The 26,186-nt window shown below is 67.6% G+C and carries 23 protein-coding genes and 1 pseudogene; 6 read left to right on the top strand and 18 right to left on the bottom strand.

The annotated features are described in order from the left end of the window. Nucleotides 1–105: 105 nt before the first annotated feature. The 5 genes from AB0E98_RS26870 to AB0E98_RS26850 form a co-directional block, all read right to left on the bottom strand. Complete coding sequence (locus tag AB0E98_RS26870; RefSeq protein ID WP_361707297.1) at nt 106–657, bottom strand: transposase; 552 nt, start codon at nt 655–657, stop codon at nt 106–108. Continuing rightward, nucleotides 630–1,232, bottom strand: a complete 603-nt coding sequence (locus AB0E98_RS26865; protein ID WP_361707296.1) for a helix-turn-helix domain-containing protein — start codon at nt 1,230–1,232, stop codon at nt 630–632. The genes AB0E98_RS26870 and AB0E98_RS26865 overlap by 28 nt, the downstream gene beginning before the upstream one ends. Before the next feature lie 1,289 nt (nt 1,233–2,521). Continuing rightward, nucleotides 2,522–2,899 carry a hypothetical protein gene (locus AB0E98_RS26860; RefSeq protein WP_361707294.1) on the bottom strand — a complete coding sequence of 126 codons (378 nt, stop codon included), beginning with the start codon at nt 2,897–2,899 and terminating at the stop codon, nt 2,522–2,524. Continuing rightward, nucleotides 2,896–4,113 carry a recombinase family protein gene (locus tag AB0E98_RS26855; protein ID WP_361707292.1) on the bottom strand — a complete coding sequence of 406 codons (1,218 nt, stop codon included), beginning with the start codon at nt 4,111–4,113 and terminating at the stop codon, nt 2,896–2,898. The genes AB0E98_RS26860 and AB0E98_RS26855 overlap by 4 nt, the downstream gene beginning before the upstream one ends. Before the next feature lie 178 nt (nt 4,114–4,291). After that, nucleotides 4,292–4,591, bottom strand: coding sequence for a hypothetical protein (locus tag AB0E98_RS26850; RefSeq protein WP_361707289.1), 300 nt, complete (start codon nt 4,589–4,591; stop codon nt 4,292–4,294). A gap of 209 nt (nt 4,592–4,800) precedes the next feature. Between AB0E98_RS26850 and AB0E98_RS26845 the strand changes: the two genes are divergently transcribed. Then, on the top strand, nt 4,801–5,151 hold the full coding sequence (locus AB0E98_RS26845; RefSeq protein WP_361707286.1) for a hypothetical protein: 351 nt from the start codon (nt 4,801–4,803) through the stop codon (nt 5,149–5,151). Here the strand turns inward: AB0E98_RS26845 and AB0E98_RS26840 are convergent. The 4 genes from AB0E98_RS26840 to AB0E98_RS26825 all read right to left on the bottom strand — a co-directional run bounded on the left by AB0E98_RS26840 (nt 5,136) and on the right by AB0E98_RS26825 (nt 10,457). Continuing rightward, nucleotides 5,136–6,014, bottom strand: a complete 879-nt coding sequence (locus AB0E98_RS26840; RefSeq protein ID WP_361707283.1) for an ankyrin repeat domain-containing protein — start codon at nt 6,012–6,014, stop codon at nt 5,136–5,138. The genes AB0E98_RS26845 and AB0E98_RS26840 overlap by 16 nt on opposite strands. A gap of 1,779 nt (nt 6,015–7,793) precedes the next feature. After that, nucleotides 7,794–8,240: a DUF5959 family protein gene (locus AB0E98_RS26835; RefSeq protein ID WP_361707280.1), complete on the bottom strand. Its 447-nt coding sequence runs from the start codon at nt 8,238–8,240 to the stop codon at nt 7,794–7,796. A gap of 104 nt (nt 8,241–8,344) precedes the next feature. Next, nucleotides 8,345–9,784, bottom strand: coding sequence for an NF041680 family putative transposase (locus AB0E98_RS26830; RefSeq protein WP_361707277.1), 1,440 nt, complete (start codon nt 9,782–9,784; stop codon nt 8,345–8,347). 136 nt (nt 9,785–9,920) lie between these two features. Continuing rightward, complete coding sequence (locus tag AB0E98_RS26825; protein ID WP_361707274.1) at nt 9,921–10,457, bottom strand: CbrC family protein; 537 nt, start codon at nt 10,455–10,457, stop codon at nt 9,921–9,923. Between the two features lie 312 nt (nt 10,458–10,769). Here AB0E98_RS26825 and AB0E98_RS26820 point away from each other — a divergent pair, with 312 nt between their 5' ends. The 3 genes from AB0E98_RS26820 to AB0E98_RS26810 all read left to right on the top strand — a co-directional run bounded on the left by AB0E98_RS26820 (nt 10,770) and on the right by AB0E98_RS26810 (nt 12,890). Then, on the top strand, nt 10,770–11,621 hold the full coding sequence (locus AB0E98_RS26820; RefSeq protein ID WP_361707271.1) for an IS5 family transposase: 852 nt from the start codon (nt 10,770–10,772) through the stop codon (nt 11,619–11,621). A gap of 295 nt (nt 11,622–11,916) precedes the next feature. Further along, nucleotides 11,917–12,303: a hypothetical protein gene (locus AB0E98_RS26815; protein WP_361707269.1), complete on the top strand. Its 387-nt coding sequence runs from the start codon at nt 11,917–11,919 to the stop codon at nt 12,301–12,303. Between the two features lie 242 nt (nt 12,304–12,545). Next, nucleotides 12,546–12,890, top strand: a complete 345-nt coding sequence (locus AB0E98_RS26810) for a hypothetical protein (protein ID WP_361707267.1) — start codon at nt 12,546–12,548, stop codon at nt 12,888–12,890. Nucleotides 12,891–13,423: 533 nt separating this feature from the next. Here AB0E98_RS26810 and AB0E98_RS26805 read toward each other — a convergent pair. After that, the gene (locus AB0E98_RS26805; protein WP_361707264.1) at nt 13,424–15,022 is read right to left on the bottom strand and encodes an ISL3 family transposase; all 1,599 of its coding nucleotides are present in this window, start codon (nt 15,020–15,022) and stop codon (nt 13,424–13,426) included. Between the two features lie 368 nt (nt 15,023–15,390). Here AB0E98_RS26805 and AB0E98_RS26800 point away from each other — a divergent pair, with 368 nt between their 5' ends. Beyond that, a complete protein-coding gene (locus AB0E98_RS26800) occupies nt 15,391–15,855 on the top strand; it encodes a hypothetical protein (RefSeq protein ID WP_361707262.1) in 465 nt (154 codons plus the stop codon). Between the two features lie 186 nt (nt 15,856–16,041). On the opposite strand, the pseudogene AB0E98_RS26795 reads toward AB0E98_RS26800, so the two are convergent. From AB0E98_RS26795 to AB0E98_RS26785, 3 genes and pseudogenes are all read right to left on the bottom strand, one after another. Beyond that, nucleotides 16,042–16,605, bottom strand: a pseudogene (locus tag AB0E98_RS26795) (ATP-dependent DNA ligase); the annotation flags it as partial. 268 nt (nt 16,606–16,873) lie between these two features. Continuing rightward, nucleotides 16,874–17,407 carry a DUF6262 family protein gene (locus AB0E98_RS26790; RefSeq protein WP_361707260.1) on the bottom strand — a complete coding sequence of 178 codons (534 nt, stop codon included), beginning with the start codon at nt 17,405–17,407 and terminating at the stop codon, nt 16,874–16,876. Between the two features lie 277 nt (nt 17,408–17,684). Further along, nucleotides 17,685–18,971 carry a hypothetical protein gene (locus tag AB0E98_RS26785; RefSeq protein ID WP_361707258.1) on the bottom strand — a complete coding sequence of 429 codons (1,287 nt, stop codon included), beginning with the start codon at nt 18,969–18,971 and terminating at the stop codon, nt 17,685–17,687. A 931-nt stretch (nt 18,972–19,902) separates the two neighbouring features. Here AB0E98_RS26785 and AB0E98_RS26780 point away from each other — a divergent pair. Beyond that, nucleotides 19,903–21,240: a NucA/NucB deoxyribonuclease domain-containing protein gene (locus AB0E98_RS26780; protein WP_361707257.1), complete on the top strand. Its 1,338-nt coding sequence runs from the start codon at nt 19,903–19,905 to the stop codon at nt 21,238–21,240. Nucleotides 21,241–21,527: 287 nt separating this feature from the next. Here AB0E98_RS26780 and AB0E98_RS26775 read toward each other — a convergent pair whose 3' ends face one another. From AB0E98_RS26775 to AB0E98_RS26755, 5 genes are all read right to left on the bottom strand, one after another. Continuing rightward, the gene (locus AB0E98_RS26775) at nt 21,528–21,950 is read right to left on the bottom strand and encodes a hypothetical protein (RefSeq protein WP_361707254.1); all 423 of its coding nucleotides are present in this window, start codon (nt 21,948–21,950) and stop codon (nt 21,528–21,530) included. Next, nucleotides 21,947–22,777, bottom strand: coding sequence for an IS5 family transposase (locus AB0E98_RS26770; protein ID WP_361707252.1), 831 nt, complete (start codon nt 22,775–22,777; stop codon nt 21,947–21,949). The genes AB0E98_RS26775 and AB0E98_RS26770 overlap by 4 nt, the downstream gene beginning before the upstream one ends. A 306-nt stretch (nt 22,778–23,083) precedes the next feature. After that, nucleotides 23,084–23,614: a transposase gene (locus AB0E98_RS26765; RefSeq protein WP_361707302.1), complete on the bottom strand. Its 531-nt coding sequence runs from the start codon at nt 23,612–23,614 to the stop codon at nt 23,084–23,086. Then, entirely contained in the window at nt 23,611–24,150 is a 540-nt protein-coding gene (locus AB0E98_RS26760; RefSeq protein WP_361707250.1) for a winged helix-turn-helix domain-containing protein, read from the bottom strand. The genes AB0E98_RS26765 and AB0E98_RS26760 overlap by 4 nt, the downstream gene beginning before the upstream one ends. Nucleotides 24,151–24,250: 100 nt before the next feature. Next, the gene (locus AB0E98_RS26755) at nt 24,251–26,074 is read right to left on the bottom strand and encodes a hypothetical protein (protein WP_361707247.1); all 1,824 of its coding nucleotides are present in this window, start codon (nt 26,072–26,074) and stop codon (nt 24,251–24,253) included. Between the last annotated feature and the right edge of the window lie 112 nt (nt 26,075–26,186).

Here is a 26,186-nt window from a genome sequence, read left to right as displayed (position 1 = left end):
CTTCGGAAACGACAGACGCAGGCTCAGAAGGCACACCGGCATCCTCACACTACTGAAGCCCCTGCACCCACAGAACTAACGAAAACCTCAGTAGTGCTCGATTCCTCAAAGGGTGTACGTGTATCGGCGTCGTAGGTGGCGGGTTGGTGGGGCGGGTCTGCCCCATATCCAGGGCCTGGCTCGTTGGTTGAGTTGTCCGGTGGCAAGGCGGGTGGCGTGAGCGATCTCGTCGGGATCGGCGAAGGACTGGCCCGCGAGTGCGGTTTTGCGGAAGAGGCGCCACCAGCCTTCCTGGAGGTTGAGCCAGCAGGCCCCGACCGGGATGAAAGCGTGGTGGATGCGGGGATGCTCCTCGAGCCAGGACCGGGTGGAGAAGCTGTTGTGGGAGGACAGGTTGTCGGTGATCACGTAGATGTCCCCGCTGGGGTTGGCCTCCTCGACCAGCTGAAGAAACTTCTGGTAGAAGGTGCTGTTGCGGGAGGAGGCGGTCATCGTGACCTCATGTCCGTCGCGCACGCGTAAGGCTCCGTAGACCCAGGTTTTCTCCGGGCCGCGGCTGTAGTCCACTTCGGATTTGATGCGGTGGCCGTCGGGTGACCAGCCCGGTGCCGGCGGGAAGGTGCGGGGGATCACCGGCCCGAGCTCGTCGGCGCACACGACTGTCGCGCCGTCCGGCGGGTCGGTGTAGAGGCCGGTGATCCGTGTCCTTTTCCCTCGAACCCCGCATCCTTCGACCGGGTCCAGGACCGGGTGTTGCGCCACCGGACGCCCTCGGCCAGCAGGATCCTTCGGACCTGGGACCGGCCCACCTCAATCCCGTCCTTGCGGGCCGCCTCGGCCAGAGCGTCCAGGGTCCAGACTCCTGGCCCATTCTTGTCGTCGGCCTCCAGGGTCCCGTCCGCCTGACGGCGGGGCCGGCCGGGCGGAGGCCGCTTGACCAGGGCGATGACGTGCGAGCGCTCGGCCTGCGTGATCCTCGGCTTACGCCCCTGACCACCGAGGTCCTCAAGGCCTTCCAGGCCGGAGCGGTTGAAACGGTGCAGCCACCGCCGCACCGTCTTCTCGTCGCAGCACAGCTCCTCCGCGATCAGCGGGACCGTCTCACCGGCCCAGCTCATCTCCACCATCCGGGCCCGCACCGCCAGATCATGCGGGGCCTTCCTCGCCCTGGCCAGCCGCAGGACCTTGTCCCACTCATCCCGCCCACATTCCGTCCGTGCCCGTAAGACCATCCCGGCACCCCACCCCGACGACCAGCCTGCCACCAGGACATATACCCACCCAAAGAGGAATCGAGCACTAGCTGCCCTCGAGACCACGCGGCCTGTCGCACCGCGTGGTGGGCCGCCGAGCACGCTTCCCACTCCGCCGTGGCCCGTGCCATCGTACGGGCCACGGCCCCTTGCGCGGAGGCAAGGCAAGCCTCGCGCACGCGCCCCGGCGCATCGGACGCCGCCACCCGGGGGCCTCGCGCGTCAGTGACGGCTCGGCTGCGGCGCCCGGTACCGCTGCGCACGCCAGCGCATGGCCATCGGTCACCGTACGGTGCCAAGAGGCCATCACCGGAGAAGAGTTGGGGTCCACCATGCACGATCACGGACAGGGGCGCATCCGCCTTCGCGTACGAGCGGCTCGTATTGCCGCCGGACTGAGTCAGGCCGAGCTCGCGGGCGTGGTGGGGCGCCAGATCGTCGCCACGAAGACGGCTCGAGCGGCCGTCCACGGGTGCTGGAGCAGGTCCCACACGGGACCCTGGGCCGGAAGCGGATGCTCAACATCGTCTATGAGTTGCGCGACAACCCGCGGGTCATTGCGCTCACCACCACGTCGCTGCGCGAAGTGACTGCCCAGCAGGGGCCGACCGACGCGTCGGCCTGGCAATGACGGTGGCAGCCGAGCGCCAGACCGCTACCCGGCTCTGGCAGCTCCACCCTTGTGCCCCGCGGACGGTGCCCGCCAATCACGACGCACATGTGCGGGCAAACAGACGTGATGTCATCGGCCTGATCAACCCCGCGTGCGCGGGGAGCACGTTCGACACCAAGATGCCGATATTGGCATAAGAGGGCCATCTCCGCATCCGCAGAGACTAGGCCTGCCACGAGGCAGGTGCCCTGACTGTAACACCACAACTGCCCTTTGGACCGCTGATTCCCTCCCGCGTGACGGCGCTGTCCTCTGTCACGGGGCGTCGGTCAATCGAGGTGGAGCAGGACAGAGAGCGCCTTGACGGCCGTCGCGACGACGGCCGCCACGAGGGCACCAATACCGTCTCCAGCACCTGTACACGAACCGGCTCTGGTCCGTACGAGCGGCGCTCGCGCGAGCGCTTTCCCTCACAGACCCCGGTGACTGGCCAGTGGTACGACGCGAGCGAAAACGTACGTCATCAATCTGCTGACGTACCCGGGGGGCGATGACAGCCCAGGGGCACCGGCCCCTGTCCAAGCCCGCCGTCATCGCCCCCCCCCGGGTCCGAGGCAACCCGTCCCGAGCCTGGCTGTCTTCCGGTGTGAGAACCTCAATGATCGGAGTCGTTGACGGGGCTGAGGTCCGCAGGAGGCGTCGAGCGCTCGGCAAGGAGCAGCTTGACTCGTTTTTTCTGCGTTCCGGTCGCCAGGGCGATGTCGCTCAGTGTGGCCCTGCGCAGAGCCAGCGCAGCTACCGCTTCGCGCAAGGCCGTCGTGTGGGCGTCCTCGGCAGCCCGCAGGTTCTCCAGCTCCGGTGTCACTGGGACGATCGTGACTTCTGCGGTCACGCCGACGAGCGCGAGTCCTTCCTGGGTGTTCACGCGCACCGCCTTCAGTGTCCGCCCGTGCCCGTACACCCCGTGCTCGGGGACGTGCACCACCCAGGCCCGACCGCACCTGCTGGCCCGGCATTCGATGGTCTCGCTCACAGCGCCGTCCCCAGGTCGTCGATGATCTGCTGCACGACCGTGTCCGGGATGGGGGTGGGCAAGGCCACCTTCCGGCCACCGATCCGGTAGAGCGTGTGTGTCCCGCTGCTGCTGACGGCAGTGACCGTGAGTCCCAGCTGACGCGCCGCAGCGCGGATGCGCAGCAGCGGGCCGCCTGCTTCCGGTCCCGTACGCAGCCCTGCGGTGACCTCCTGGGCCTGCTTCCACTCCTGCATGCTGACCACCGGCTCGTGCACGATCGCCGGCGACCACACCCACTTCGATACCGGGTTCAGGGGAGAGTGCCCAGGCCGACCGGTGCGGTTCGCCCGCCGGTTGTAGACCTGATAGCCGGTTAACTTGGGGTTCGCGATAAGCCCTTCGACCCGACTGTGCGTCCACCGGCCTTCGATCGGGTACCTGTCGGGCTCCGAAGACAGGATCGCGATGATGTCCGCAGACTTCAGGTGCTCCTCCCACCGAAGTCGGCACAGCTCCCGGGCCGCCTCGAACCGGCGCGCGTCGGGGTGCGGGGCCAGCTTCTTCTTCGGCCGTAACACGCCGAACCTCCCCTTCTCCCGCACCGGGGCGTCCTCGTCGATCAACGTGGTGTAGGGGTAGGGCGGGTAGCCGTGGTTCCAGCCATTGATGGCGTGCTGGATCTGCCCGCCCATGGACATCTCCATCAGCGTCGCCCGGTAGATCTCCGCGTCGACCTGGCTGTACCGGCGGGTGCGCAGCCGCCCGGACTCGGTGCCGCCGGTCGGCTCGTTGGCATACACCACCTCGATTCCGGCACGCTCCAGCTCGTGCTCGACGGTGAGGCTGGTCAGCATGGCGCGTGCAACGCGGTCGGAGCGTTCGGCCAGGACGTGGGTGACGCCCAGTTGCTCGGCCCGGTCCACCAGGTCCTGGAGCCCGCCGTCGCGGGGGGTCGGCACAGCGAGCGCGTCGTACATCTCGCGTGGCCCGAGGCCTCGGAGCTCCGGGGGGAGCATCCCGGACTCGACGTCCCAGAAGTACGCGACGAACTCTTCGCCTGCTTCGAGACGTTCGGAGGCGAGGACCACCTGCCGTGGTATGGAGGAGGCCGGGTTTTGGTTGTCTTTGGTGGAGACGCGGCCGACGAATACCGGGCGGCGGGGACGCGTGTCCGCCTGCTTGAAGTTCGGCAGATCGGATAGGTCGATAGGCGGTCCGAAATGGGTGACCATGGTCCTTCCTGGGTCTACTGGGGAAAGTCGATACGCACCCCCTCATGCGGGAGGTCGCGCGCTTGACCACGGCCCGGTGCCATGCAGCGGGGAAGTGCGCCTTGCCCGGTACGCGGTGTGGATCAAGGAACGGTCCATACCCGGCCCCGCTGACTGTCAGCTGGCACAGGTTCTCGTGTCATGACGGGGAGGAGCTGTACGGCGGGAGCGTGACCGCGTCCAAGAGCTGTCGCAGGACCAGCAGCTGCTCCTCGTTCACGGCCGGAATCGTGCTCTCCATCGCGATGGTCACCGGTCCCAGCGCAGCGGCGAGGCGGCCGGGCGGGGCCTGGCGCAGGCCGGCTCGGAGACTGGAGGCGGACAGGCCCGCGAAGGCCAGGCTCTCCGCGAGTGCCCTCTCGTCATCTGTGGCCTCCCAGGTCGCGGCGTTGAGCTCGGCAAGGGGCTGCGCTGCTTCACGCAGCAGCTGTGTCGTCACATGCTGGTCAACGAGGCGGTCGGCCTTCAGGGGGCGGTCCGGTCGGCTTCTACCCTGATGGTGTGATCATTGTGCAGGACGTGACCTCCGTCGATGTTGGTGTGCTCGCTGCGAGCGGCTACCGGGCCGCTCCTGGGACGGACTTCCGCGGCGGGTTCACCATGCTGGTCCCGGGTAACGTCGGGGCTGCCGCTGGCGTTGTAGTCCGTGTGACGGCTTCTGCAACGCGCGGCGCCGGCTCTGCGAAGGGCCTGGAGCCCATCTTCGAGTCCTTGGCCGCCTCCTGGGCAGCCGCAGGCCGGGCCGTGCCGGGACGGCTGGACCCGCAGTGGGAGGACCTCGCTCAGACCGACGGCTGGCCGCGTATGACCCCCGTGGACATCTCTGACGCGGAGGGCCGATCGGTGCTCCCACTCCAGAACACGAGCAGTACCCCGTCGTCCTCCGCCTCCGGCAGCCCGGCCATCACCGGCACGTGGACCAAGGGTGCCACCGTCCTCTGCCCGCGCCCTGCGGGACAGGCGATCGCCGGCGTTGAGGCCCGTCAGCTCTTCCAGTAGTCGCGCTCTGGCAGTTCCACCCAGGCGTCCGGTGGTCCCGTGATGCCGTGTGCGTCGGTGGGGCGCAGTCCCACCCACGCGCAGGCGTGGGCTACAGCGTGATCGCGGTAGAGGTAAGCGAGCAGGACCTCTTCGGATGTCACTGTGTCGAAGGGATCCGGGCCACCGCCGGGGTGGAGATCCCATCCCTCAATGACGCCGTCGCGGACGAAGCTGCCTTGGTTGCCGCTCTTGGCGTTGGCGTACAGGCCGTAGCAGGCCGTTCCGGCAGACAGCCGTTTCTGCACGCCGGGCGCCTGCGGTGTGTAGCCCCAGGGCTGGGTGATGATGCACCCGCCCGGCACCGTGGTCACGCCGACAGTGCCCAGGTCTTCGCCCCATCCGGGCGTTCGCAGGGCACGCAGTCTGCTGCTGTCCCTCACGGGCGTCGCTCCCAGTCGGCGAACTGCCTCCGCCGCGTCGATACCGGCCACGCACGCTAAGCCCAGGCCCTCGTGGTGGGAGTCTGCCAGGACAGCACGCAGCCGTTGGGCCTCGAGCACGGCGGCGCGCTCGCCAGAGTTCAGGCCCTGCTCCCCTTCCGGCATGACAAACATCCCTGGTGTGGGGCCGGTCAGGCTGAGCCGTCCAGGGGACCAATCGCCGAGCACCGGCTGCCAGGGGTCAGCACCGGCCGCGACGAGTTCCTCCACGAACTCCGGCTGGTCACCCATCAGCAGCTGCCAAAGGCCAACCGTGCCGTCCGCCAACTCATCATCGATGTACCAGGCAAACTCCTCGCCATCGGGCTGTGGTTCCTCCAATGGCACCCCCTGGCGCAAGGACAGACCCGCATCTCCGCCTCCCGTGCCGGTGCCGCTCACGCGTCCCCCTGCGTCTTCGTCACTCGGCCGACCCGCGTTGCCCCGTCTGCCTTCCTGTGCTGCCATAACGGTTCCCCTCCGATGCCATGGCGCGGCAGGTACCGCTGCCGCACGGCCAGCTTCCCACCAGGCACTGACACAGGTACAGCAACAGGGTCTGGAGCCATCTCCCCGGCCGCCATCCCGTTCACAAAGCCACCATCACCCAACGCGATCGCGTGTCCTCCCCTGCAACAGCCACCACCACACAGTCCCTGGCTGCTCTGGCTGCCCTGCATGGCCTGCTCACGGCCATCGCCGCCGGCCCCACCACCACCGTCTGAACGCGCACCTCGCCCGTGACGAGGCGATGTGAGTCGAGAGCGGCGGTGTCTCGGGGGCGCCGGCCTAGCACCCCGTCTGTCGCTGGTCCTGCTCCTCGCCGGAGTCTCCATGGAAAGCCTGTACCTCAGGTCCACCAACTCAGCACGCTTCGCCCTGCTGACCGGTGCCTGCCTCCTCGTCGCCGGCGACCTCGGCCACGGCCCCGCCGCTGCTCCGTGAAGTCCCCGAACTGCCCGCGAGCGGCCCGAGCCGCAGCATGCCAGGCGGCATGGCACACCTTGGGGTCGGTCTGCGGTGCAGGCGAGTCGCCAGACTCACGGAACCCTGTTGCCCCCGTCCCAGGCAAAAGACGGCTTTCGATCCCTCCACCTTCACTCCTGTCCTGACCAGGCCACTCACATTTCGGTGAGACGAACCAGATCACCATGAGCACACCGCGGAGGACCGCCGCACCCGGCGCCGCCGGGACTGCCTCCGTGTTCCGCCCACAGGAGACGTAGCCGCGTATCCGGCTGCCGTGCTCGCCCTCGAGGCCCGAAACCGGAGTCAGCCCCGCTCGGGCGGCCGCTGTCCGAGCAGCCGGGCCGCTCCGCACGTCTCTCAGGCCTCGGCCCCGGGCGTCCGAGGGCTTCCACGGCCTGCGCCCACGACCTCCTGGTCGCTTGGAAGGCGGACCCGGATTTTCGGCGTCGGGGTCTGCTCGGGTACGCCCTCCCCGGCGTAGTCGCCCAGGGCGGGATCATGCGGCCGCCGCCCGTACCTGCCACTGCTCACTACTGCCTCCGGCCGCTCCCCCCCTGTATCCGGCGCCCCCGAGCCGCTCCCCTCCCAGAGCAATCGAACGCACATTCGGTAGCATGCTGCGCCAGCAGCTCCTGATGACGCGCCCGGGAATGCGGGGCGCGAGAGCGATGCTGCTGATGCTGGACTCGAGAGGAACCACACCGTGACCACACCCCCGCCCCAGGCGCCCGCCCCGGTATCCACCCCGTACGTCGGCCCGGGCGCCGGACCCTGCACCCAATGCCGGACATCCACCAGAAAATATGGCGTCGGGGGGAGTCCTTTGTGCGATACGTGTAAGCAGGCCGTCGACGCTGCCCGCAACGCTCCGAAGATGTGAAGGTTCGTTCCGCGCGCACTGGACGGTGCTGCGTGACCAGCGGTGGGAGCGCATCCGAAAGGCCAGGCCCCGCCCGCGCCGTCGGGACCTGGTGACGTGAGCCGGGGGCGGCCCGGGACCCGGTGTCCCTGGGATTCGGGTTCTGGCTCACTTTCGGAAAGTGAGCCAGAACCCGAGAAATGACGGCACTCGGGCTGATGCGTCCTGGCCGTGACTGGTTGGGAAGTCGGCAGGACGTGGGCAAGACCGTCAAACGCCCGTAGACCCTCAAGGCCATCGGTAAACCAGGCAGGTCTTGGTAGATAAAGAACAAGGTCAGAGCAGTTCGACCATCATTCGCTGAGCTGCCAGCTACTTCGCACTTGGGCAAGCCTGCGGCGTTGGTCCTCCACCCAGCCATCAGCCAAACGCACCAGGATGCACACTGAAGTCAGCGACACCGAGACATCCCGCACCGCGATCTCAACGGCATTGAGCGTCTGTCCCTGGGAGAGGTAGGGGCCTTGAGGCGTGATAGTGATTTCAGGATTGCGCCCGTCATCCATCCACACAGCACTTCGACCCGACGCAAGGCGATCGAGTACCTCTGCCCACTGCTCCAGGTCATCCTCGAGTAGATAGACCTCCTTAAGGTGACCGTTCGCGAACTCGCTGGCGGCCACGATCTCGGCTTCCAGGCATCCCTCAGGTCCGGCGGTCGTCCCGCTCAGCACGCGAACCGTCACACTGTTCTCGTTATCAGCGAAGCGGATGAGTTCCGCCATCTGGCCCTCGGCCACCCATACCCCTTTGGTCAAAGCAACATCGTCCTCAGCATGCCCCAGAGAGTTTGCCTGCCTGCCCATCGGGGTGTGGGATCAGAAACACTCACTGAGCTTGTTCTTTAAGGTTTCAACCGTTGCAGGGCGATGAGTGTTTTCTCGCGTCGGACGGTTTTGCCCACGTCATAGCGGAGTGCCGGCCGCCTGTTCTTTGTGCCGAGAGGTCTTCCGGTGCCGGGGTGATGAGGTTTGGGTGCTCTGGCGGGGCAAGGGAGGTTCGTGCGGAGGTTTCGAAACGCCCGGCGGACGCGGGCGGGTGTCAGCTCGGCCGGCTTGGCGGGCTTCTCCCAGGGATGTCTCAGGTCCTGAGCGAGGGGTCGGGCGAGCCGGAGCTGAGTGTGGGCGGCGATGATCAGCCACGTCCAGCGGTCAGCCGCTTCCGGTTCCCGAAGCCTGGGCCGGGTCCATCCGAGCGTCTGCTTGAACAAACGAAATGTGTGCTCCAAGTCGAAACGTCGCAGGAAGACCTGCCAGCAGCGGTCGATGTCATTGCTGGTGGCACCGGTGCGCGAGGACCATAACCACACCGCTGGCGCTTCACGGCTTCGTGACAGGTGCTCGACCTTCAGCCGCACCAGGGTGCCTTCGATGATGGGCAGTTCGCCTTCGTGTTCCAGCCAGGCGGCCCGGTGGGTCAAGCGTGGATGGACCCGGTCCCACGCCTGGGTTTCGGCCTTGCCGTAGTTGGCTGTCGCGGTGACAGTGGTGAGCGAGGGTTCGGGCCAGGTCTCCGGCTTAGCGAAGCGGAACTCTGGACCGTGCTTGGGCGGCCGGCCGCCCTTGGGGTCGTAGACCCGGGGCGGCTTGGGCAGCCGCATGACGCGATCGGAGCGGATCCGGCCAACGAGCTCGACCGGCAGGTCGCGAAGGACCCAGGCCAGGCGCGTGACGTCGTAGCCGGCGTCAGTCACGATCACGATGTCCGGTTCACCGGCCCGCCACTGGCCGAGGTCGATGAGCCGTTCCACGACGTCCCGCAACTGGGCAGCGGTGACAGCGGTCACGTCGTCGGCGGGCCCGAGACGGACTGCGTCCAGGATCGTGGTCCAGGACGTTGCGCCCATCTCCAGGGCTGCGACGAAGGAGTATGGCCAGCCCGGGATGAACTGCGAGGCTGTTTTTGCCCGGCCGTAGACATGACAGAACAGTCTCTCCGGTGAGCACGCCGCATCCGACCGCAGCCACGGTGAGACATCCACGGCCAGCACGAGTCGGCCGTCAGGAAAACGCGGCAGGGGCACCTGGGCCAGCAGCGTCCGCAGGCGCCCGGCGTCGACACGGCCGCGGTTGAGCCCGTCGTACAGCGATCCGTGCCCACGACGGTGCTCGGGCAGCAGCGTCAGGTCCACTACGGACCGCACGGCTCCAGCCGTGCACAGCACCGCGTCCGACAGCTCGAACAGCTCATCACCACGGGTGGTCAGGCACTCGTAGAACTCGCCACGAAAGCGTGATGCTTCCGCGAGCGCCTCCCGCCGGACACGCTGGTCCACCACACTCATGATTGCGGCCTTCGGTTGATCTTGCACCTCTATGACGGAGCACATGATCAGTCAAGGGCCGCCTTCACCTCCGCCGAACCGTGCAAAGAGCAATCAAGTTCGGCTATAGCGTTCGAAGGCCACGCCTGCCCTCGGGCTATGTGAAGTCCGCGTAGGCCAGGTGGGCCGCACAGGTCCGGCACCGGAAGAGGTAAGCAGTCGGCTGACCATCCTTGTCCAGCGAGCCGAGGAAGTGGTCGATCTGGTCCGCCGACCAGCCCCAGTGGCTGACGCCCTGCCGCAAGGACTCCAGCGCATCCGGGTGGTCCGCGAGCTCCACGGCGCCCACTCGCCCCAGGAAAGCAGCCCCGTCACCGCAGTGCAGCAGCCACCGCTCGTCCTGCCACCCCGTGAAGCCCGGTGTGCGCTCCGCGATGGCCAGCAGGACCTCTCGCGGCACGTCGTCTCCCTCGACGTCGCCGCTGAAGTGAGCCTCATACCTCGCAGCGGCAGTCCCGTCTGCGATGCACCATGGACAGAGTCGGCCGTCCGGCTTCTCGACCGCATAGACCGGACCTGTGTAGGCGTAGCCGCGTTCCTGCCCGCAGCATGCGCAAGCTGTCTTGGAGACCACCACGGAAGCGGTAGCCAGCGGGTCAGGGTGATACGGGAAATCCGGAAGAGCGTCTGTCACGGTCAGCGACCGTAACAACCACCGGCGACCCGACAACACCCGGGGCCAGGACAGGTCAAACCTTAAAGAACAAGCTGAGAGGTCATTTTCGCCTGTCTCGGGTCGTTATCAACTGATTCATGGATGGTGGAATCGTGGTGCGGAGGAGGGGGTAGGTGTGGATGCGATCGATGGGTCCGGAGGGGTGACAGATGAGGCGAGGAGCGGCTCGTTCCTGTCTCATTCCAGGATGCCCGGTTTTCAAAGCTGTGTGCTTCCGTCGTCATCGCTGCACGCCTGGGCATATTTGGCCTGCGGCGGTACGCCGGATGCATGGCGAAGCGACGTCCGTATCCGAGTGATCTGTCCGATGACCGCTGGGAGTTGATCGAGCCGGTGCTCGCGGCCTGGCGTTTCGAGCGCCGTGGCAGGGCCCTGGACTTCGGTCGACCGCCGGAGCACGACCTGCGCGACATCATGGACGCGATCTTGTACGTTGACCGGACCGGGGTGCAGTGGCGTTACCTCCCGCACGACTTCCCGCACTGGAACACGGTCTACGGCTACTTCGCCAAGTGGGCGGACGAGGGTGTGTTCGCCCAGCTCAACGGCCTGCTCCGGCAGCTGCTGCGGGAGAAGGAGGGGCGGAACGGCGAGCCGTCGGCCTGTGTGATCGATGCTCAGAGCGTCAAGACCTCCGCCAGCGTCCCGGCTGCCGGTCAGGGCATCGATGCCGGAAAGAAGATCGTCGGCAGGAAACGGAGCATCGTCACCGACACGCTCGGACTCCTCCTCGCCGTGCTGGTCACCGCGGCGAGCGTGCAGGACTCCATCGCCGGCACCCGGCTCTTGGACCAGGTCGCCGCCGACCACCCGGGCATCCGCAAGGTCTGGGTCGACGGCGGCTACCGCCAGCACCTCGTCGAACACGCCGCATCCCTGGGCATCGACATGGAGATCACCTCCCGCAAGCCCGGGACCAGGGGATTCACTCCGATCCCGAAGCGGTGGGCAGTCGAGCGGACCTACGGCTGGCTGATGCTCCACCGGCGCCTGGCCCGCGACTACGAAACCCTGCCCACCCGCTCCGAAGCCGTGATCCACATCGCCATGACCGACCTCATGGCCCGCCGCCTCACCAGCGAAAACACCATCTCCTGGCGCGACCCGAAGAAGGCTACTTAACAGCCCATCTCGGGATGAAACATCGGGCGAAAACGACCTCTGAACGCCTCCCCGCCACTGGGGCAGTGCGCCGATGCGGTGGCTCGCCGGCGGCGGTCCCTCGTCAGGGGGTCATGTGCTGACGCCTGGCCGGAGCGCGGCCTGGACCCGTCGGCCTGCTGGCACACGCGCTATCGGCGCTCGCCACCAGGGCATCGCACCCCACGAGTACCGTCCGGAACCTGAGTACCGCCACGCGTCGTATCTGAGTACTCTCGCGGATCCTCCTGGCTCCCCGCGGTGGTGAGGTGGCGGCATGACCCCACCCGAGTCCCCCGCCCTGATGAACACTGCCTTCCTTGAGCCGGGGGCCGATCAGACACCGGCGTACGTGCCACTGGGCCGGTACCTGGCCATCGCTGGCCTCGCCTGCTTCGTGCCCGTCCTGGGGTTCCTGGTGCTCCTGATGGCGGGCATGCAGGAGGGTGCGGAAGCCTGCTACAGCCACGGATGCGCCGACACCCTGGCGGAAGCGATCAGCTGGTGCTGGCCCGTCCTGAGCGCCTCGGCCGCAACCGGCATCATCGCCGCGCTGCTGCCCAACCGCTTCGCCAAACCACGCTGTGCACTCGCCTTCCTCCAGATCGCCCTGATGGTCGCCCCGCTCTTCGTCCTCGCCAGCGCGGCCCCCGGCATCACCTGACGCGCAGCCAGCACCTCACGGCGATCCCTCGCAGCACCCCGGGTGACGTGCGCAAACGCGGACCTGGGAAGCTAGATTCGCACGGCTTTTTGATGCGATTCGAGGGGGCCGGGATGCGTTGGCCTGCGGTTGGGATGATATGCGCGCTGGTGGTGGCCACATCGGTCACGACCAGCGGGTGCGCGCGGTACTTCGCGTGTGGCGACGAGGGCAAGCGGCCGGCGGGGCTCACTCGGCAGGACATGATCGGTACCTACAAGGCCGACCCGTTCGGGACCATCGCGCTCCGCGAGGACGGCAAGTTCACGGCGAGCGACTGGCCCGAGTTCAACTACCCGGACAAGCCGAAGCGCACCGGGGGCGGGTCGGGCACCTGGGAGCTGACCCCCGAGAACAAGGTCATCGAGACAGCGGATGACGACATCGTGCTGTCTTTCACGGACGGCAAGCGGGTCTGGGACCACAACTTCGACCACTGGAGCGAGGGCTTCGCCTTCGGCGTCACTGGCAGCAGGGACAAGCCTCGCTTCTACCGCTTCACCACAGACCCCGACGTCTGCGAATTGCACACGCTACGCCGCAAGTAGCCCGGCGGGGCGCCTCCCATGGACACCTCGTTCCCGTTCCACGGACAATTCGTCGTCCGGTCCGAGTGGGTAGGTGGTGCGGAAAGGAGGTCCGGGATGCATCTGTCTCCAGGGCAGCCTCCCGGGCAGCCGAGCGACGCGGTCAGAGCCGGGTGGCCGCTTGTCGTGAGAGTGTCCGGCGGACGCCGTGACCACTCCGGGCGTATCCCGGCGCGCACGCTACGACGGCAGTACGTAGAGCTCGCCTGCGGCCGGAACACGGCTCTGAGCGACCTCGACAATGTGGTCACGGGCAAGCCCTGCCCCGGTTGTGCGGCCGCTGTAGCCCGCGACCTGGCCCCGCTCGCCGCCGCGCTGCGCCGCCGAGCGCATCAAGGCCGCGCGGGGGCAGTACCCGCTTCCCTTCCCTGGCTTCGTTCACTTGAAACAGCAGCGTTTGAACGTCGGTTTCGGCAGCAGTTAGTGATCTTGGTTGCTGCGGATGTTCACGAGAAATGGTTCTGGCTCAACTTCTGTGAAGCAGCCACTCTCCGTCACGCCAATAGAACTCGTTTGCGGAGGAGATGGAAGCCAGCGCGGCCGAACATCTGGCGCTTGAGCATCTTGATCCGGTTGACGTGTCCTTCGACGACGCCGGAGTTCCAGGGCAGGGTCAGGCCGGCGATGACGGCGTCGCGGTCGCGGTCGATGCCTGCGGCGAGGGTGTGGAGGCTGGGCAGGTCGTCCTGCCGGACGGTGTCGAGCCAGTCCGGCAGGTGCTCGCCCTGGCGCTCGGTGAGCATGGTCGCGAAGGACCGGACGTGGCGGGTCAGGGCGTCGAGTTCCGGGCAGTGTGTCCGGACGGTCTTGAGCTGGAGTTGCTCGGGCTCGGTGAGGGTTTCCGGGCGGCGGAGGATCCATCCGGTGACGGCCCGGGGCGACGGTGGCCGGGCCGTCACCGGCCGCGGCGAGGTGCGTTTGTCGTGCAGGTAGGCGCGAACGCGCTGGTAGCTGCCCTTGTAGCCGAGCGGCACGATCTCCTCCCACAGTTTCCAGGCGTTGGTGCAGCCGTCGTTCCAGCGGTCGTCGAGGTAGGGCTTGTAGTCGTCGAGGACGGAGGGCCGGTTCTGCCACTGGCCGGTGAACAGCTCTTCCGGCATCGCGGCGTCGGCGAACTGCTTGACGGTTCGCCAGGTCATTCCGAGCTGCCGCTGGACCGAGCGTTGGCTGTGTCCTGCCTTCAGCAGGGCGTGGACGGCAGCGTGCCGGGCCCGGGTCCGGTCGGCGAACCGGTGCCCTCGCGGCCAGGGCGACGCGGACGGGTCCGCGGCCGGGACGGCCTCCGGTTCGGGCTGGGACGCCCCGGGAGCCAGGACGTGCAGGCAGCGGCGGTGCTGGGCGACAGTCCGTTCGGCGGCCTCGCTCAGGTTGTGCCAGAGGTGCCACCTGTCCGCGACCTGGACCGCCTGCGGGGCCCCCGCCGCGGCGCCTTCGGCGAAGAACGGCGCGCGGTCCCGGCAGACGACTTCGACGCCGGGCCGCCGGGCGAGCCAGTCGGCCAGGCTCGACGCCTCCCGGTCCGGGAGCAGGTCGATCGGACGACGGGTTTCGACGTCCACCAGGACGGTGCCGTAGTGGCGGCCCTTGCGGGTGGCGTACTCGTCGACGCCGACCACCCGCGGAGCCGGTTGGTCGGGCTCGGGAAGGGCATCGACCAGCCGCAGGACCGTGCTCCGGCTGACCGGAATCCCGAAGACGTGGGCCAGGCGGGAACCAGCGCGGCCGGCGAGCGCGAGGCCGACCGCCGCCAGCGTGGACCGCAGCCGCTCGGTCCGCTGACCGTGCCGCCGGGTGAGCCCCGGTATCTGCTCGACGAAGGTTCGCCGTCCGCACGACGCGTTACGGCAGCTGAACCGGCGGACGCGCAGGGACAGCACCACCCGTCGGCCCCCGCTCGGCACATCTGCGGGAAACCGCAGGTAGGAGCCATGAACCTGGCTCGACCAATCCCGGCAGCCAGGGCACTCGGCACCGTTCGCCACCGACTTCGCATCGACCCGAGCGACCTCTTTGTCCACGACGACCGACAGCACCACGACGTCCGGGATGGACGGGAACAGCAACTCCTCCAGCCGGAGCACGACCTCTCGCACGGCCCCGAACTTTGGCCACCCCCACCGGGTTGACGATCACTTTCGGGCAACTTCCGAGGAGGCACCCGGGCTGTCAGCCATCACTCAGCGTGCGCAGACCACAGAAGTTGAGCCAGAACCACGACTCGTGAATAAAGCCACTTCCCCCTGTCCGCACTGCTCGGGACCACAGGACCCGTTCCGGCGCACGACATCCGCAGCGGGGAATGAGCCGCCAGCCCGTCCGTAGCCGGGGATCACCATGCCTGCCGAGCAGGAGGTGCCGCTGTCCCTACACCCCTGGCCGCCCTGTGTGAAACGGCCAGGGCGCGACGAGTTGTCAGTGCCCTCCTCCATCCTGAAATCCCCGGGACAGGACGGAGCCACCGATGGACAGCACGCCCCACACCGACGCCCTGCTCGCCGCCCTCGCGGCCACCGCGCACGGCGACAACACCGCCGCCCACGCGTACCTGGACGGCGTGTTCGCCCGCCGGGACCCGGCCGAAGGCACGGAAGTCGCCGTGGGCTGCGCCCGGCTGATCGTGCGATGCCTGCGCGTCCACGAGCCCTCCGGCGGCTCGTGGACGGTCGCGGCCCCGCCCGGGGACGACGGCCGGCCCGGAGACATCGAGGCTCTCGATCCGGTCGACGTGTTCGGTGCCCGGGTGATCGTCGCCGTCGCCAACGGCGACGAGGACCTGGCCATGGCCCTGCACCACGCCGAGGCCCAGCACCCCGACCCCGACCGCTACCCGGCCGTCCTCGCCGCCCTGTTCCGTTCGGCGGCCACCGTCCTAGGGCACCAGCCCGGCCCGCCAGGAGTCCCCGCGGCTCGTGAACCGCGCCCCTGAGAGGGCGGCGTGTTCCGTGGCACAACCCAGTGCCGCGACGTATCGTATGAATCATCCCGCCTGACCGGGAATGAACCGGTAGCCCCTGCCTGCTCGCAGGTGTTCGGTTGGTTGCCCCGCATGTCCGGGGATGCGTGTGCGGGCCCGGCGCAGGGGCCCGCACACCCTGGGCCCGCCCGGCACCGTCTACTCGCCGGCCCGTACGCGGACGACGCTCGTGGTGCCGTGCCGCTCGGTCGTCCCGTGCACGACCTCCACCACCAGACTCGGCGGCACCGGCTCGTAGTACAGCCCCTCCCCCACGCCAGCCTGCGGCTGATCGCCCTCCGGCAACAGCATCAGCTCGTCCGCCACCCAGCCCTGCACGGGCGGGGCGAGCGGCGTGGTGATAATCGGCTGGTCATGGCCAGGCAGCATCACCGCCAGGGCCCGCGGCTTCCCTCGCGGCCCGACTACCCCGACCACGACCGCCTCCCGCGTCTCGTGATGCCGCACCTTCCGCCACGCCGCGCTGCGCCCGGCCACGTACGGGGAGTCGGTCCGTTTGGCGATCAGCCCTTCTACGCCCACGGGCCCGAGGGTGTCGTACCAGTGCCGGGCCTCGTCCCGGTCGAGGGTGGCCGATACGGCCTGCAACGGCGGCCCGAGCAGCTCCAGCAGAGCCACGAGCCGTGCACGACGCTCGCGATACGGGCGCCGCCGAAGATCGTTCCCGCGTAGCTTCAGCAGGTCGAAGGCCGAAGTGAACGAGTTCGCCGATTCCTGGGCAGGCGAACGGGCGAACGCGTACGTCGAGCCGCGTCAAAGTGTGTTCTGCAGGCAGGTTCTGGGATGAGCGAGTGATTTGACGGCCCGCCAGTTCACCCGGCGGGCCGTCTCGGTTGCTCGTGTCGGTGACAGGCAAGCCTGTGTCCCGGCTGCTGTAGGGTCCGCGTTCCGATGTCACACGGCGACTCCATGAGCTGCGCTCTCGTCTGAATCCGCACTCCATGTCATCTTGATCATTCCGGATCTCGTGTCATTTTCCTGCGCGGTGACTTGAAGACGAGGGGCTCTCTTGGAGCGTGGACTTCAGTCTCTCCTCGGTCTCCCTCAGTGCCTCATGCAACTGATCCCGTTCGGCCTCGGTCTCCCGCAGCCGCGCCATGCCCGCCCTGAGCTGGTCCCGCTCCGCGCGCAAGATTCTGAGCTCTGGCGTGGCCAGTTCCAGGTCGGCCGCCAGTGACTCGGCCGAGGCGTTCGAGCCCATCTCCGTCTCCCGTTGTGCAGCCCCGCTCTGCTTCTTGATCGCTTCCTCGATGCGCTCGCGCAGTCCCTCGGCGTATACCAGCCAGTTCGAGACCCGTGCTGTGTGAGCGAGTCTGAGGAAGGTGATCTTCTCTCCCGTCGCGGCCATCTCGTTGAGCGTCTTGAGTACCCGGGCCCGTTTGACTTCGCTGTCGCGGGCTCTGGCCTCACGCAGCACTTGACCAGGGGTCCGTTTGGCCGTGGTCTCGTGCGGTGACTTGGCTCGGCCCTCGGCCGACGAGTTGACATCGATGTGCCTGGGCACGGGTTCCTCAACTCCTTCGCAGCGATCGGGTCGGTGCTGTCGCAATGGCGCCCCGACTGCCTGGCGCCGGGCCTCGAGGGCGAGCCTGAGGTGCTCAGGGCTGGTGCCAAGTGCATTGGCGGCGGCTGTTGGTGAGAGGCCGCTCCTGATCGATTTGACTGCGTGTTCGGTGTCGGACGGCATTCCGTGGAGTAGGCCCAGGTCGCCCGACCTCGGTTCACGCGAGATGGAAGTTGGGCGATCTGGGCCAGAGGGGACCGCGTCAGGCGGGGAAGGTTCAGACCTTCACCAGGTAGTACGTACCCGTACCGTCCTGCCTGCCGCTGGAGTACTGGCGGATCAGCTCCCCGTCCGCGTACCGGTCGTGGCCCAGCATCGAGCCGGTGTACTTGTTCTGCAGGCCGATCTTCGAGCCGCCAGGTACGTCGCGATAGATGTAGAACCGCTGGAGGTCGTCTTCACCGCAGCTGGCCGTCGTCAGGTAGGCCTGCTCCCGGTTGGCGATGTCCGCCGGGATGGTCGCGCACCCGCCATTGCCCCAGTTCCACAGGGACGCCTCGATGACTCCGTTGTTCTCCGTCACGTTGCACAGCCGCCAGTTGTCCAGGTGGGCGCTGGTCCAGTTGGATTCGCGCAGCCGGATGCCATCGTTGGGCAGGAGCGGTGCACTCCAGTTCAGGACCTTGCCGGGGACGTGGATCCTGTAGACGTCAGGCTGGCAGTTCAGGGCGGCCCGCGTGGCGGGCGCACTGGTCCGCGCGGTGGCTGCCTTGCCCGCTGTGCCCTTCGCCGTGTCCTTCGCTGCCGCGTTCCTGGCCGCGGTGGCCTTGGCGGAGGCCACCGGCCCTGGTGCGTGTCCGGCCCGGGGCGGGGTCTGGCAGTCCAGGAGACCTTGCGCCTTGCGCATGATGCTGTTGGCGGGCACCTTGTCCTCGCAGCGTACCGCGCCCTCTTCGAGGGTGGTGTAGGTGGTGTAGCTACCGCTGTCGGGTCCCTCGATCCACTTCAGCGCCCAGCTGCCGTCGCCCTGTTGGACGCGGTTGCAGTTGAGGCTTCCGTAGGTGCCGGTGACCTTCTTGGTGCCCTTGTAGACGCCGTAGTAGCCGGGGTCGTTGAAGTTCCAGCTGACCGAGGTCGACTCGCTGCTGGTGGAGGAGTAGTTCACCTGTACGTTCAGGCCCAGCGTCGCGCCGACGGTGCCGAGGGTGTCGACGGCGAAGCTGCCCTGGACGTTGCCGTTGAGGCCGACGGAGACCGAGATGGTGGTCTGGGTGTTGGTGGTGACGTTCTGGTAGCCGGTCGAGCCCGCGGTGACGTACCAGCCCTTGAAGTGGGTGATCGTCGGGCCGACTTCAGTTGACTTGATGAACGGGTGGCGCTTGCCCAGGTCGGCCGCCGTGCAGGACTGCCCGGCCTGAACGGCGCTGGCGTCGGCGGCGGGGGTAGCGCCCTGGGCGGCGGCGGGGCCGGCCACGGCAACTGTGGCGGCGAGCGTCGATGCAGCGGTTGTGGTGAGGGCGATCAGCCCTCTGGCCCAGCGGCCGGAAGATCTTAAGTGGCTCATCATGCCCTTTCTTTGGCCGGGCGCCATGACGCCCCGGGACGGAACCCTGCCAGTTATGTGGTGGGGAGCGGTGGTCGATTGAGGCGAATTTAGCGTCGGCAGCGATGCAGTGACGATGACGGAATCGGCCGGTCCGAGGCGGAACTCGCGCCCTTCATGGGCTGTTGGGCAGTCTTGACCTGCCCCGGGTTCATCAGGATTTCATCCGCAGAGCTACGATCCGCCATCGCCGCCGCACAGATGGGCTGTTTCAGTCGTGATTCCGCTGCCGTCACCTCGACGGCCACCGACTGCCAGAACGGATTTCATCGTCTGTCGGCGCGGCCGACCGCCACCAAGCCATCACAGTATTCGGCCATCTTGCGCATTCTGAAACCGAGGGCCTTCGGCGGCCGTGGCGCCTTGAATGTTTGCGCGCCAGCGGGAACGGCCCTATGAACCATGGGGGGCAGACGATCGTCGGCATGACAGAAGAGAATCCAGCGAAACAAGCCAGACGGTGGCTGGCGGTGAGCCGGAAGGAGGAGCTTCGATCCCGACAGCCGATACGGCAGTGTCCGCATGATCCCCGACCGCATCCAGCACGGGCACGGAACACAAACAATCGGAAAACAAGGAGAAAACGAACATGTCCTTACCAGGTCTACATCGCCCCCACGGAGGACGGGACCGAAGACCGAACAGGCGGCGCCGTGCCCTGTCAAGGGCGACGCCGGCAGCCGCTGTCGCATTCGGCGGCCCAGCGACGGCCGCTGTGCCCGCGCATCCTGCCGACCGCGGGAATGCCGTCGCGGAGACGGGCGGCGGTGTGAGGCCCGAACGGGTCAAAGAACGATCATGGAATACCCATTTCTGGCTGACACAGACGGGCACTACGCCGGTTCGATCCCGAGTGGATTTACATACCACCGGAAAAAAGGGGGGACCACCTTTGAAACGCGCCAGTCGACTGCTGGCGGCTATAGCGGCACTCGCCCTCACCGCAGCCCTTCTCGCCCTGGGCTCCTCACCGGCCGCCGCCGCAAGCCCCAAGCCCCCCGCGTCGGCCCCGGGTATCGAGTACACGGCCAAGCCCGGCGACGGTGCTCAGCGCAGCAGCAACGGCAAGGGGGCGGCGGAGATGCCGATATCCCCCGACAATCCCGCCAACACCGAGTGGCTGAACGACTGTCTCGGTTCCTCGGATGCCCAAGGCCCCGACGGCCGCGTCTACAACCGGTTCAGGTGGTGCTGGGAATACGAATTCAAGGCCAAGTACTACAAGAAGGTGGATGGCAAGCCCGTCCTGAAGGGCACCAACACGATCAAGTTCCAGGCCGCCGCCATCGGCTTCAACGACACCCGCGCCACCCGCGTCTTCTTCCGCGCCAAAACCGGCCAGGTCAGCTACGCCGGGTGGAACCCCTTGGAGAAGCGGTTAGTCGCCCCGAACCTGGACCTGGAAATCACCCCCGAATGCGTGCCGGGCGCCGATCAGCCCACCACTGCCACGTGCGGCGTCGGGCGGTCTCCGGCGAAGATGGAATGGGCCCAGTGGAGCAACTTCCCTGACTGGGTCTACTGGGACGTCTCCTCCAGCGGTGGCAAGGGCGAGGACCAGGTCGCCTTCCACCAGTGGCGCTTCTACTTCAACGGCGCGAGCGCGGGATACGAGCAGAGCACCGAGCGCGCTGTGAGCGCCCCGATCGGTATCCGCTGCGACTCGGCCGACTACTTCAACCACGGCCCCAAGCGCTACCCGCACGCCTGCATCTACACCAACGCCTACCCGGTGCTGACCTACAAGATGACCGAGAACCCGCAGGTCGGCCAGCACATCCGGGACGCGCAGAACAACCCGAACTCCACCTGGCCCAAGAAGCCCAAGGACGGCCACTCCAAGAGGATCCCCGGCAAGTGGCATGTCAGTGAGGGGCTGCGCGGCGCCCCCCTGCACCGGGTGCCCAGCCGCGATGAGGGCGGAACGATCGCCGACGAGAACGAGAGGTGGAAGAAGTCGGCGTGCGGGCAGAACAAGGGCCTCAACCCGTGGGCGCCACACTACGACGCCACGACGGGCCTGCCGCCGTATCCTGATGGGCTCCAGTGCGACGAATACCCGTTCTCGTCCACCGACGAGGGCGCGTCCGACCCCAAATGGGATTTCTCGGTACGGGCCGTAGACGCCAACGACAACACCTCGGCGGGCGCCAAGCTCCGCAAGTTCTACACCAACGACCGGATCCTGATGTTCCTCGATGACTTCTGGGTGAACGTCGTCGACGCGTGACCTTCCAGGTCCCGGTGTGAGTCCGCTCATACCATCAGGCGGCCACCGTCCCCACCTCCCCCGGGGCGGTGGCCGCCGCTATTTCGTTCAGGCCCACCACCACGTGCGCCCGCAAATCACCGGGTCGCCTGCGCGAGGGCGGCCCGCGTTGGTGAAGCCGCAACCCCCGAGCCGGGGCTACAGGCAGGAGACGCCACCCTAACGAGTGAGAGTGCGGAACGTGAGTAGTTGTCCGTTTCGTGGTTGGGCTTGAGTGAGGACTGCTGGCCACCGGGACGCGGTGTGCATCAGGTGCCGGGCGGGGTGAACAGGCCGGGTTCGGGTTCTGCGAGGATGCCCCTGGCTGTCAGGCGTTTGAGCTTGGAGCGGATGCCCTCGGTGTTCTTCGGGACGATCGGCAGGTCGAGTGCCTGGCACAGGTCGCGGGCCCGCATCGGCTGCCCGGTGTCGGCGAAAGCGGCGAGGATCTGCTGGTAGGCAGGGTGATCGGGGACGTCGGGACGGTCCGGATCACCGGCGGGCGCGGGGGCGGGCAGAGCCAGGAGGGTCTTGTGGGTGACGCGCAGGTTCTCGCTCTCCGCGTCGAACTCGACCAGCTGCGCGGTGAGTTCCTCGATGCGGCCGCGGAGGTGCCCGGCCTGTTCCTCCAGTTCGCGCTCACGTGCCTCGACGTACTCCAGAACTGCTGTGATCTGCGGGTTCTCCCTCATACGGTCCTCCAGGAATCGAGGGTGGCGCCGGTGAGGCGGCGGGCCATGACCGACGTCATCGCCCACAAGACGCGGGAGCGGGAGGTGGTGAGCCGGTGTTCGTAGTCGCGGACCAGGCGCCGGTAGAACAGCAAGATCCCGTTCGTCTGCTCCACGATCCACCGCTTGGCCTGCGGGACGAAGCCCTTCTCGGCCGGGTTGCGCTCGACGATCTCGACATCGATCCCGTAGTTCTTGCCGTGGTCGACGACGCTCTTCTTGAACCCCTGGTCGACCACGGCCTTCTTCACGGTGTCCATGTGGGCGGCCACGCCGTCCAGCAGGGCGATGCCGGCGGCGTTGTCGTGTGCGGAGGCGGGCAGGACAACGGCCTCGACGACCAGGCCCGATACGTCCACGGCCAGGCATCTCTTCCTGCCCGGCACTCTTTTCGAAGCGTCCTTGCCGGTCGTATCGGCCGGGACGCCGACGGCGGCGTGGATGCTCTGGGTATCCATGACGATGAGACTCGGGTCGGCTAATCGCCGGTTCTTCTCCCGCAGTTGCCACCGCAGCAGGTCATGGATGGTCTGGTCGGTGCCGTCGTCACGCCACTTGTAGAAGTAGTACTTCACCGCCCCGGCGGGCGGCAGGTCGTGGGGCAGCAGGTCCCACTGGCAGCCGCTGCGGTTCTGGTACAGGATCGCGTTCACGATCTCCCGCATCGCGTATCTGCCCTGGTGACCGCTGACCGAGGGATGCGCGGCCTTCCACGCGGTGATCACGGGCTCGACCAGGACCCATTGCTCATCGGAGACATCACTCGAGTACGACTTGCGCATGCTCATGCCAGAAGCCAAGCGAATCACGAACGTCTGACCGGCGACGATGCCCCAACGTCACACCATCGAGCGATGACAACCCGGACGGAAGATCACGTTCCGCACTCTGAGACCGACGACCTGCGAATTCGCGAAGCGTGTCCCTTGGGCCGTGCTTAGGACACTCTCACGTGGAAAGGGACACCGAAAAGCGGACCGTACATGCCGCTCGGGTGGGCGCCGTGTTTTCAAAGCCCCAGAGGTGCAATGCCGTAACGCAAGTCAGCGGTCCAGCAGGGAGTACTGAGCTTGAACTCGGGTTGTCGTAGGGCGTTATCCGGGGTGGAGGGTCAGTCCGGTCTCGGCGAGGCAGCCGTCGAGGAGGGCGGGCCGGTACTGGATCTTGCGAAGGCCCTGCCGCACGGTGCGGATGAGGTGGTCCGGGCTGGTGAAGGCGGTGTTGGCGGTGAAGCCGCGTCGCAGCAGCGACCAGACGCCTTCGACCGGGTTGAGGTCCGGGGTGTAAGAGGGCAGCTGGTAGACGGTCAGCCAGTCCTGGCCGTTGATGAACTTCCGCATATCGGCGCACAGGTGGGTGCCGAGGTTGTCCCACACCAGGACGATCGGGGCGCCGAGCTGCCGGTGGGCCGCGATCAGCAGGTCACGGTAGTCGGTCCAGGCGAAGCTCTTACGTTCGCCTTTCCTTCTGTCATGGTGGCGGGGCCGATAGATCAGGCGTGGTCGCTCGCCTGCTTTGTAGCAGGCCAGTGCGGCGATGGAGAGGCTGCGGGTGGTACGGCCCCGGACACGGATCACGGGAGTGTGTCCGCGCCGGGCCCAGGTGCGGGCGGTCGGCGGCGTCATCGAGAAGCCGGCCTCGTCCTCGAAGACGAAGTAGGCCCCGAGCGCCGCCGCGGTGCTTCCGCGAGTGGCCAGGTCTCCTTCACCCATCCGGTGATCGCTTCCTCGTCGCGCTCGACGGCCCGACGGGCGGGCACCTGGCAGGAGAAGCCGTGCCGGACCAGGAGCTTGCGGACCCCTTGAATGGTGTAGGTCATGTGGAACCGGCGGCCGATCACGGTCTTGACCCTGGACAGAGTCCACCTCTGATCGGGCCAGCCGTGTGCCACCGGTCCCCTGGCCAGTTCCTGTTCCAGCACGGCGAACTGGGCCTCGTCCAGTCTCGGCAGCGAGGCCGGGCCCCTGGACCGCAAGGCCCTCGGCCCGCCGGCCTGCCAGTCCCGCCGCCACCGTTCCACCGACCGCACATGGACCCGTAAGTCCTTCGCGATCACCGAACTCTTCTCACCCCGGGCGAACCGCTCGGCCGCCTGGAGCCGCAGCTGTTCCCGGAACTCCCGCCGCTCATCGGTCAGTCCGCCACCCTGCGCGTACCGCATACCTCCGGTCGTACCGCGAGGATCAAGGCCTGTCAGCCACTACGACACCACGAGTTCAAACTCAGTAATAGTCCGGCATCCACCGGAACTGCTTTCCTCTTCAGCGGATGGCGGGTAGTGCCCTGTCCGGGTGGGCGGCGTTGACGTACTTGACGGCGATGTTGGGGTGGATGCCGAACAGACGTACCAGGTGGAGGGGGTCGGCGGTCTGCTGGGCTTCGTAGAGGACGCGGTCGGTCCACCACTGGCGCGGGGTGATGCCGGTCTGGTCGAAGGCGGCGCGCAGAGCGCAGTAGCTGATGGGGCGCTGGTCGGGGTGGTAGGCGCCGTGGGCCGTGATCAGCAGGTGGGGGTTGGGGGCGATGGACCAGCGTCGGTGGCGTTCGGTGAGCCAGGCAGCCATCAGCTCCATGGTGATGTCGTCGAGGTAGACGGTGTGGGTGTGCTGGCCCCGGCGGACGGCAAGGGTTCCTTTGCTCATGTCGGGGTCGTCGAGGCGGAGTCGGGCGATGTCGGTGAGCTTGAGGCCGTGGATGGCCACCAGAGCGACCGCCAGGCGGGGAAGGGGGCCGTTCAGGCGGCGCAGGGCGTGGCGGAGCCGGTCACTGGGCACCGGGAGCGGAAGGTGCATGGGAGCGGTGAGGGTCAGGCCGGCCATGGGGTTGCGGAAGATGACGCGCTGTTGTTTGAGCGCGCGGAAGATGCCGAGCAAGGCATGGTGGATGCCCCGGGCCTGGTGTCCTTGGCGCTGGTCGAGCTCGGTTTTCACATGGTCGGTGGTGATCTCGCGCAGGCTCAGTCCCTGCACTGCCCAGGTGCGGAGCACGGGCAGGACAAGATTGAGGTAGCGGCGGATGCGGATGTAGTCGACGGTCTTGTGCTGGTAGCGCCCTTGACCGCGCATGACCATCACCCAGGCGTGCAACTGGTCGGCCATGGGCTGGGGCAGAGTCGCGATCTTGGCGGCGATCGCGTGCTGCAGCCGACGTTGCCGGCGGGCGGCCAGGCGGCCGGGCACGCCGGTGCCTTCCCCGCGGCGCACCGTCGTGGCCTTCGGGGGGTCGTCGTCGGGGACGAGCAGGCCGTGCTCGTGCAGGAAGTAGAGCATGCGCTGGACGGACGAGCCGGGGACGAGAGCAGCGACGCTGCGCAAGTCACGCTCATGGACCGGTGCTTGGGCACCGAGCCAGGACAGCACGGTGTGCAGGACCGCGACGGTCCCCGACGGCGCGGCGCGGTGCCCGTTCTTGCCCTGGCATCGGGTGTAGGTGGCGGCGAAGGCCGCGACCAGTTCCTGTGCCTGTGCCGTGGGTACGGGCAGGCTCTCGGCGGGACGTCGGCAGACGCGGGTCCAGTCCCGGTCGGCGGCGAAAAGCACCGGCTGGGCAGGATCGACCAGGTACTCGGACAGCCCCGCCCCGGGCAGGCCGGCTGTGGAACCGGCGGGTGCTCGAGCTGCGGGTGGGCTGGGCCGGCGCTTGAGCCGGTGGGCGAGCAGGCCGCCGAAGGTCAGCTGAGTGGGTGCCAGGTGCGTGGAATCCGGTCCGTTGGCTCGTACGTGGGCCAGGCAGCTGCGGCAGCGGCCGTTGCGCGCGCTCAGCGGCAAGTCCTCGCGGCGGCAGCGGGGGCACACCCCAACGGGGTATTGCCCGGGTCTCTGATTCCAATTTTTGCAGGGCCGACAGAGGGTGGTCGTGATGCCCCAGCTGCCACAGTGCGCGCACGCGCGCACTGGGTTGCGAGGCAGCGGAGGCTGGACACGGTCCCTCAGCAGGCCGGCCTGTTGCAGGATCTGTGCCGAGACCTCCTTGAGCGGAAGGGCGACTTGGTCGAGCATCTCCGGGGCGACCAGGCGCTCGCCCTCGGCGTCGCGCAGCGCCAGAGCCACCCGGATCAGGCGCAGCACCATCCGTGACCACGTCACGCTCAGCCCGCCCTGCGAGGCGAGCGCCGGATGTGCTCGCCCAGGACGTCTTCCTCGGCCCAGCTGCGGCCGGCGGTAATACGGCGGGCGTCCTCGCGTTCGATGCGCCGCC

The sequence above is a fragment of the Streptomyces sp. NPDC037389 genome (assembly GCF_040636475.1).
Classification (GTDB): domain Bacteria; phylum Actinomycetota; class Actinomycetes; order Streptomycetales; family Streptomycetaceae; genus Streptomyces; species Streptomyces hesseae.
The sequence above is the reverse complement of the archived record's forward strand: the minus strand, read 5'-3'. Positions and strand labels throughout refer to the sequence as shown.

Excerpts from the sequence above, each read along its gene's own strand:
- AB0E98_RS26865 (WP_361707296.1), bottom strand. The coding sequence starts at position 1,232 with ATGGTCTTACGGGCACGGACGGAATGTGGGCGGGATGAGTGGGACAAG.
- AB0E98_RS26855 (WP_361707292.1), bottom strand. The coding sequence starts at position 4,113 with ATGGTCACCCATTTCGGACCGCCTATCGACCTATCCGATCTGCCGAAC.
- AB0E98_RS26830 (WP_361707277.1), bottom strand. The coding sequence starts at position 9,784 with ATGAGTGTGGTGGACCAGCGTGTCCGGCGGGAGGCGCTCGCGGAAGCA.
- AB0E98_RS26820 (WP_361707271.1), top strand. The coding sequence starts at position 10,770 with ATGGCGAAGCGACGTCCGTATCCGAGTGATCTGTCCGATGACCGCTGG.
- AB0E98_RS26815 (WP_361707269.1), top strand. The coding sequence starts at position 11,917 with ATGACCCCACCCGAGTCCCCCGCCCTGATGAACACTGCCTTCCTTGAG.
- AB0E98_RS26810 (WP_361707267.1), top strand. The coding sequence starts at position 12,546 with ATGATCGGTACCTACAAGGCCGACCCGTTCGGGACCATCGCGCTCCGC.
- AB0E98_RS26800 (WP_361707262.1), top strand. The coding sequence starts at position 15,391 with ATGGACAGCACGCCCCACACCGACGCCCTGCTCGCCGCCCTCGCGGCC.
- AB0E98_RS26785 (WP_361707258.1), bottom strand. The coding sequence starts at position 18,971 with ATGAGCCACTTAAGATCTTCCGGCCGCTGGGCCAGAGGGCTGATCGCC.
- AB0E98_RS26775 (WP_361707254.1), bottom strand. The coding sequence starts at position 21,950 with ATGAGGGAGAACCCGCAGATCACAGCAGTTCTGGAGTACGTCGAGGCA.
- AB0E98_RS26770 (WP_361707252.1), bottom strand. The coding sequence starts at position 22,777 with ATGAGCATGCGCAAGTCGTACTCGAGTGATGTCTCCGATGAGCAATGG.
- AB0E98_RS26765 (WP_361707302.1), bottom strand. The coding sequence starts at position 23,614 with ATGACGCCGCCGACCGCCCGCACCTGGGCCCGGCGCGGACACACTCCC.
- AB0E98_RS26760 (WP_361707250.1), bottom strand. The coding sequence starts at position 24,150 with ATGCGGTACGCGCAGGGTGGCGGACTGACCGATGAGCGGCGGGAGTTC.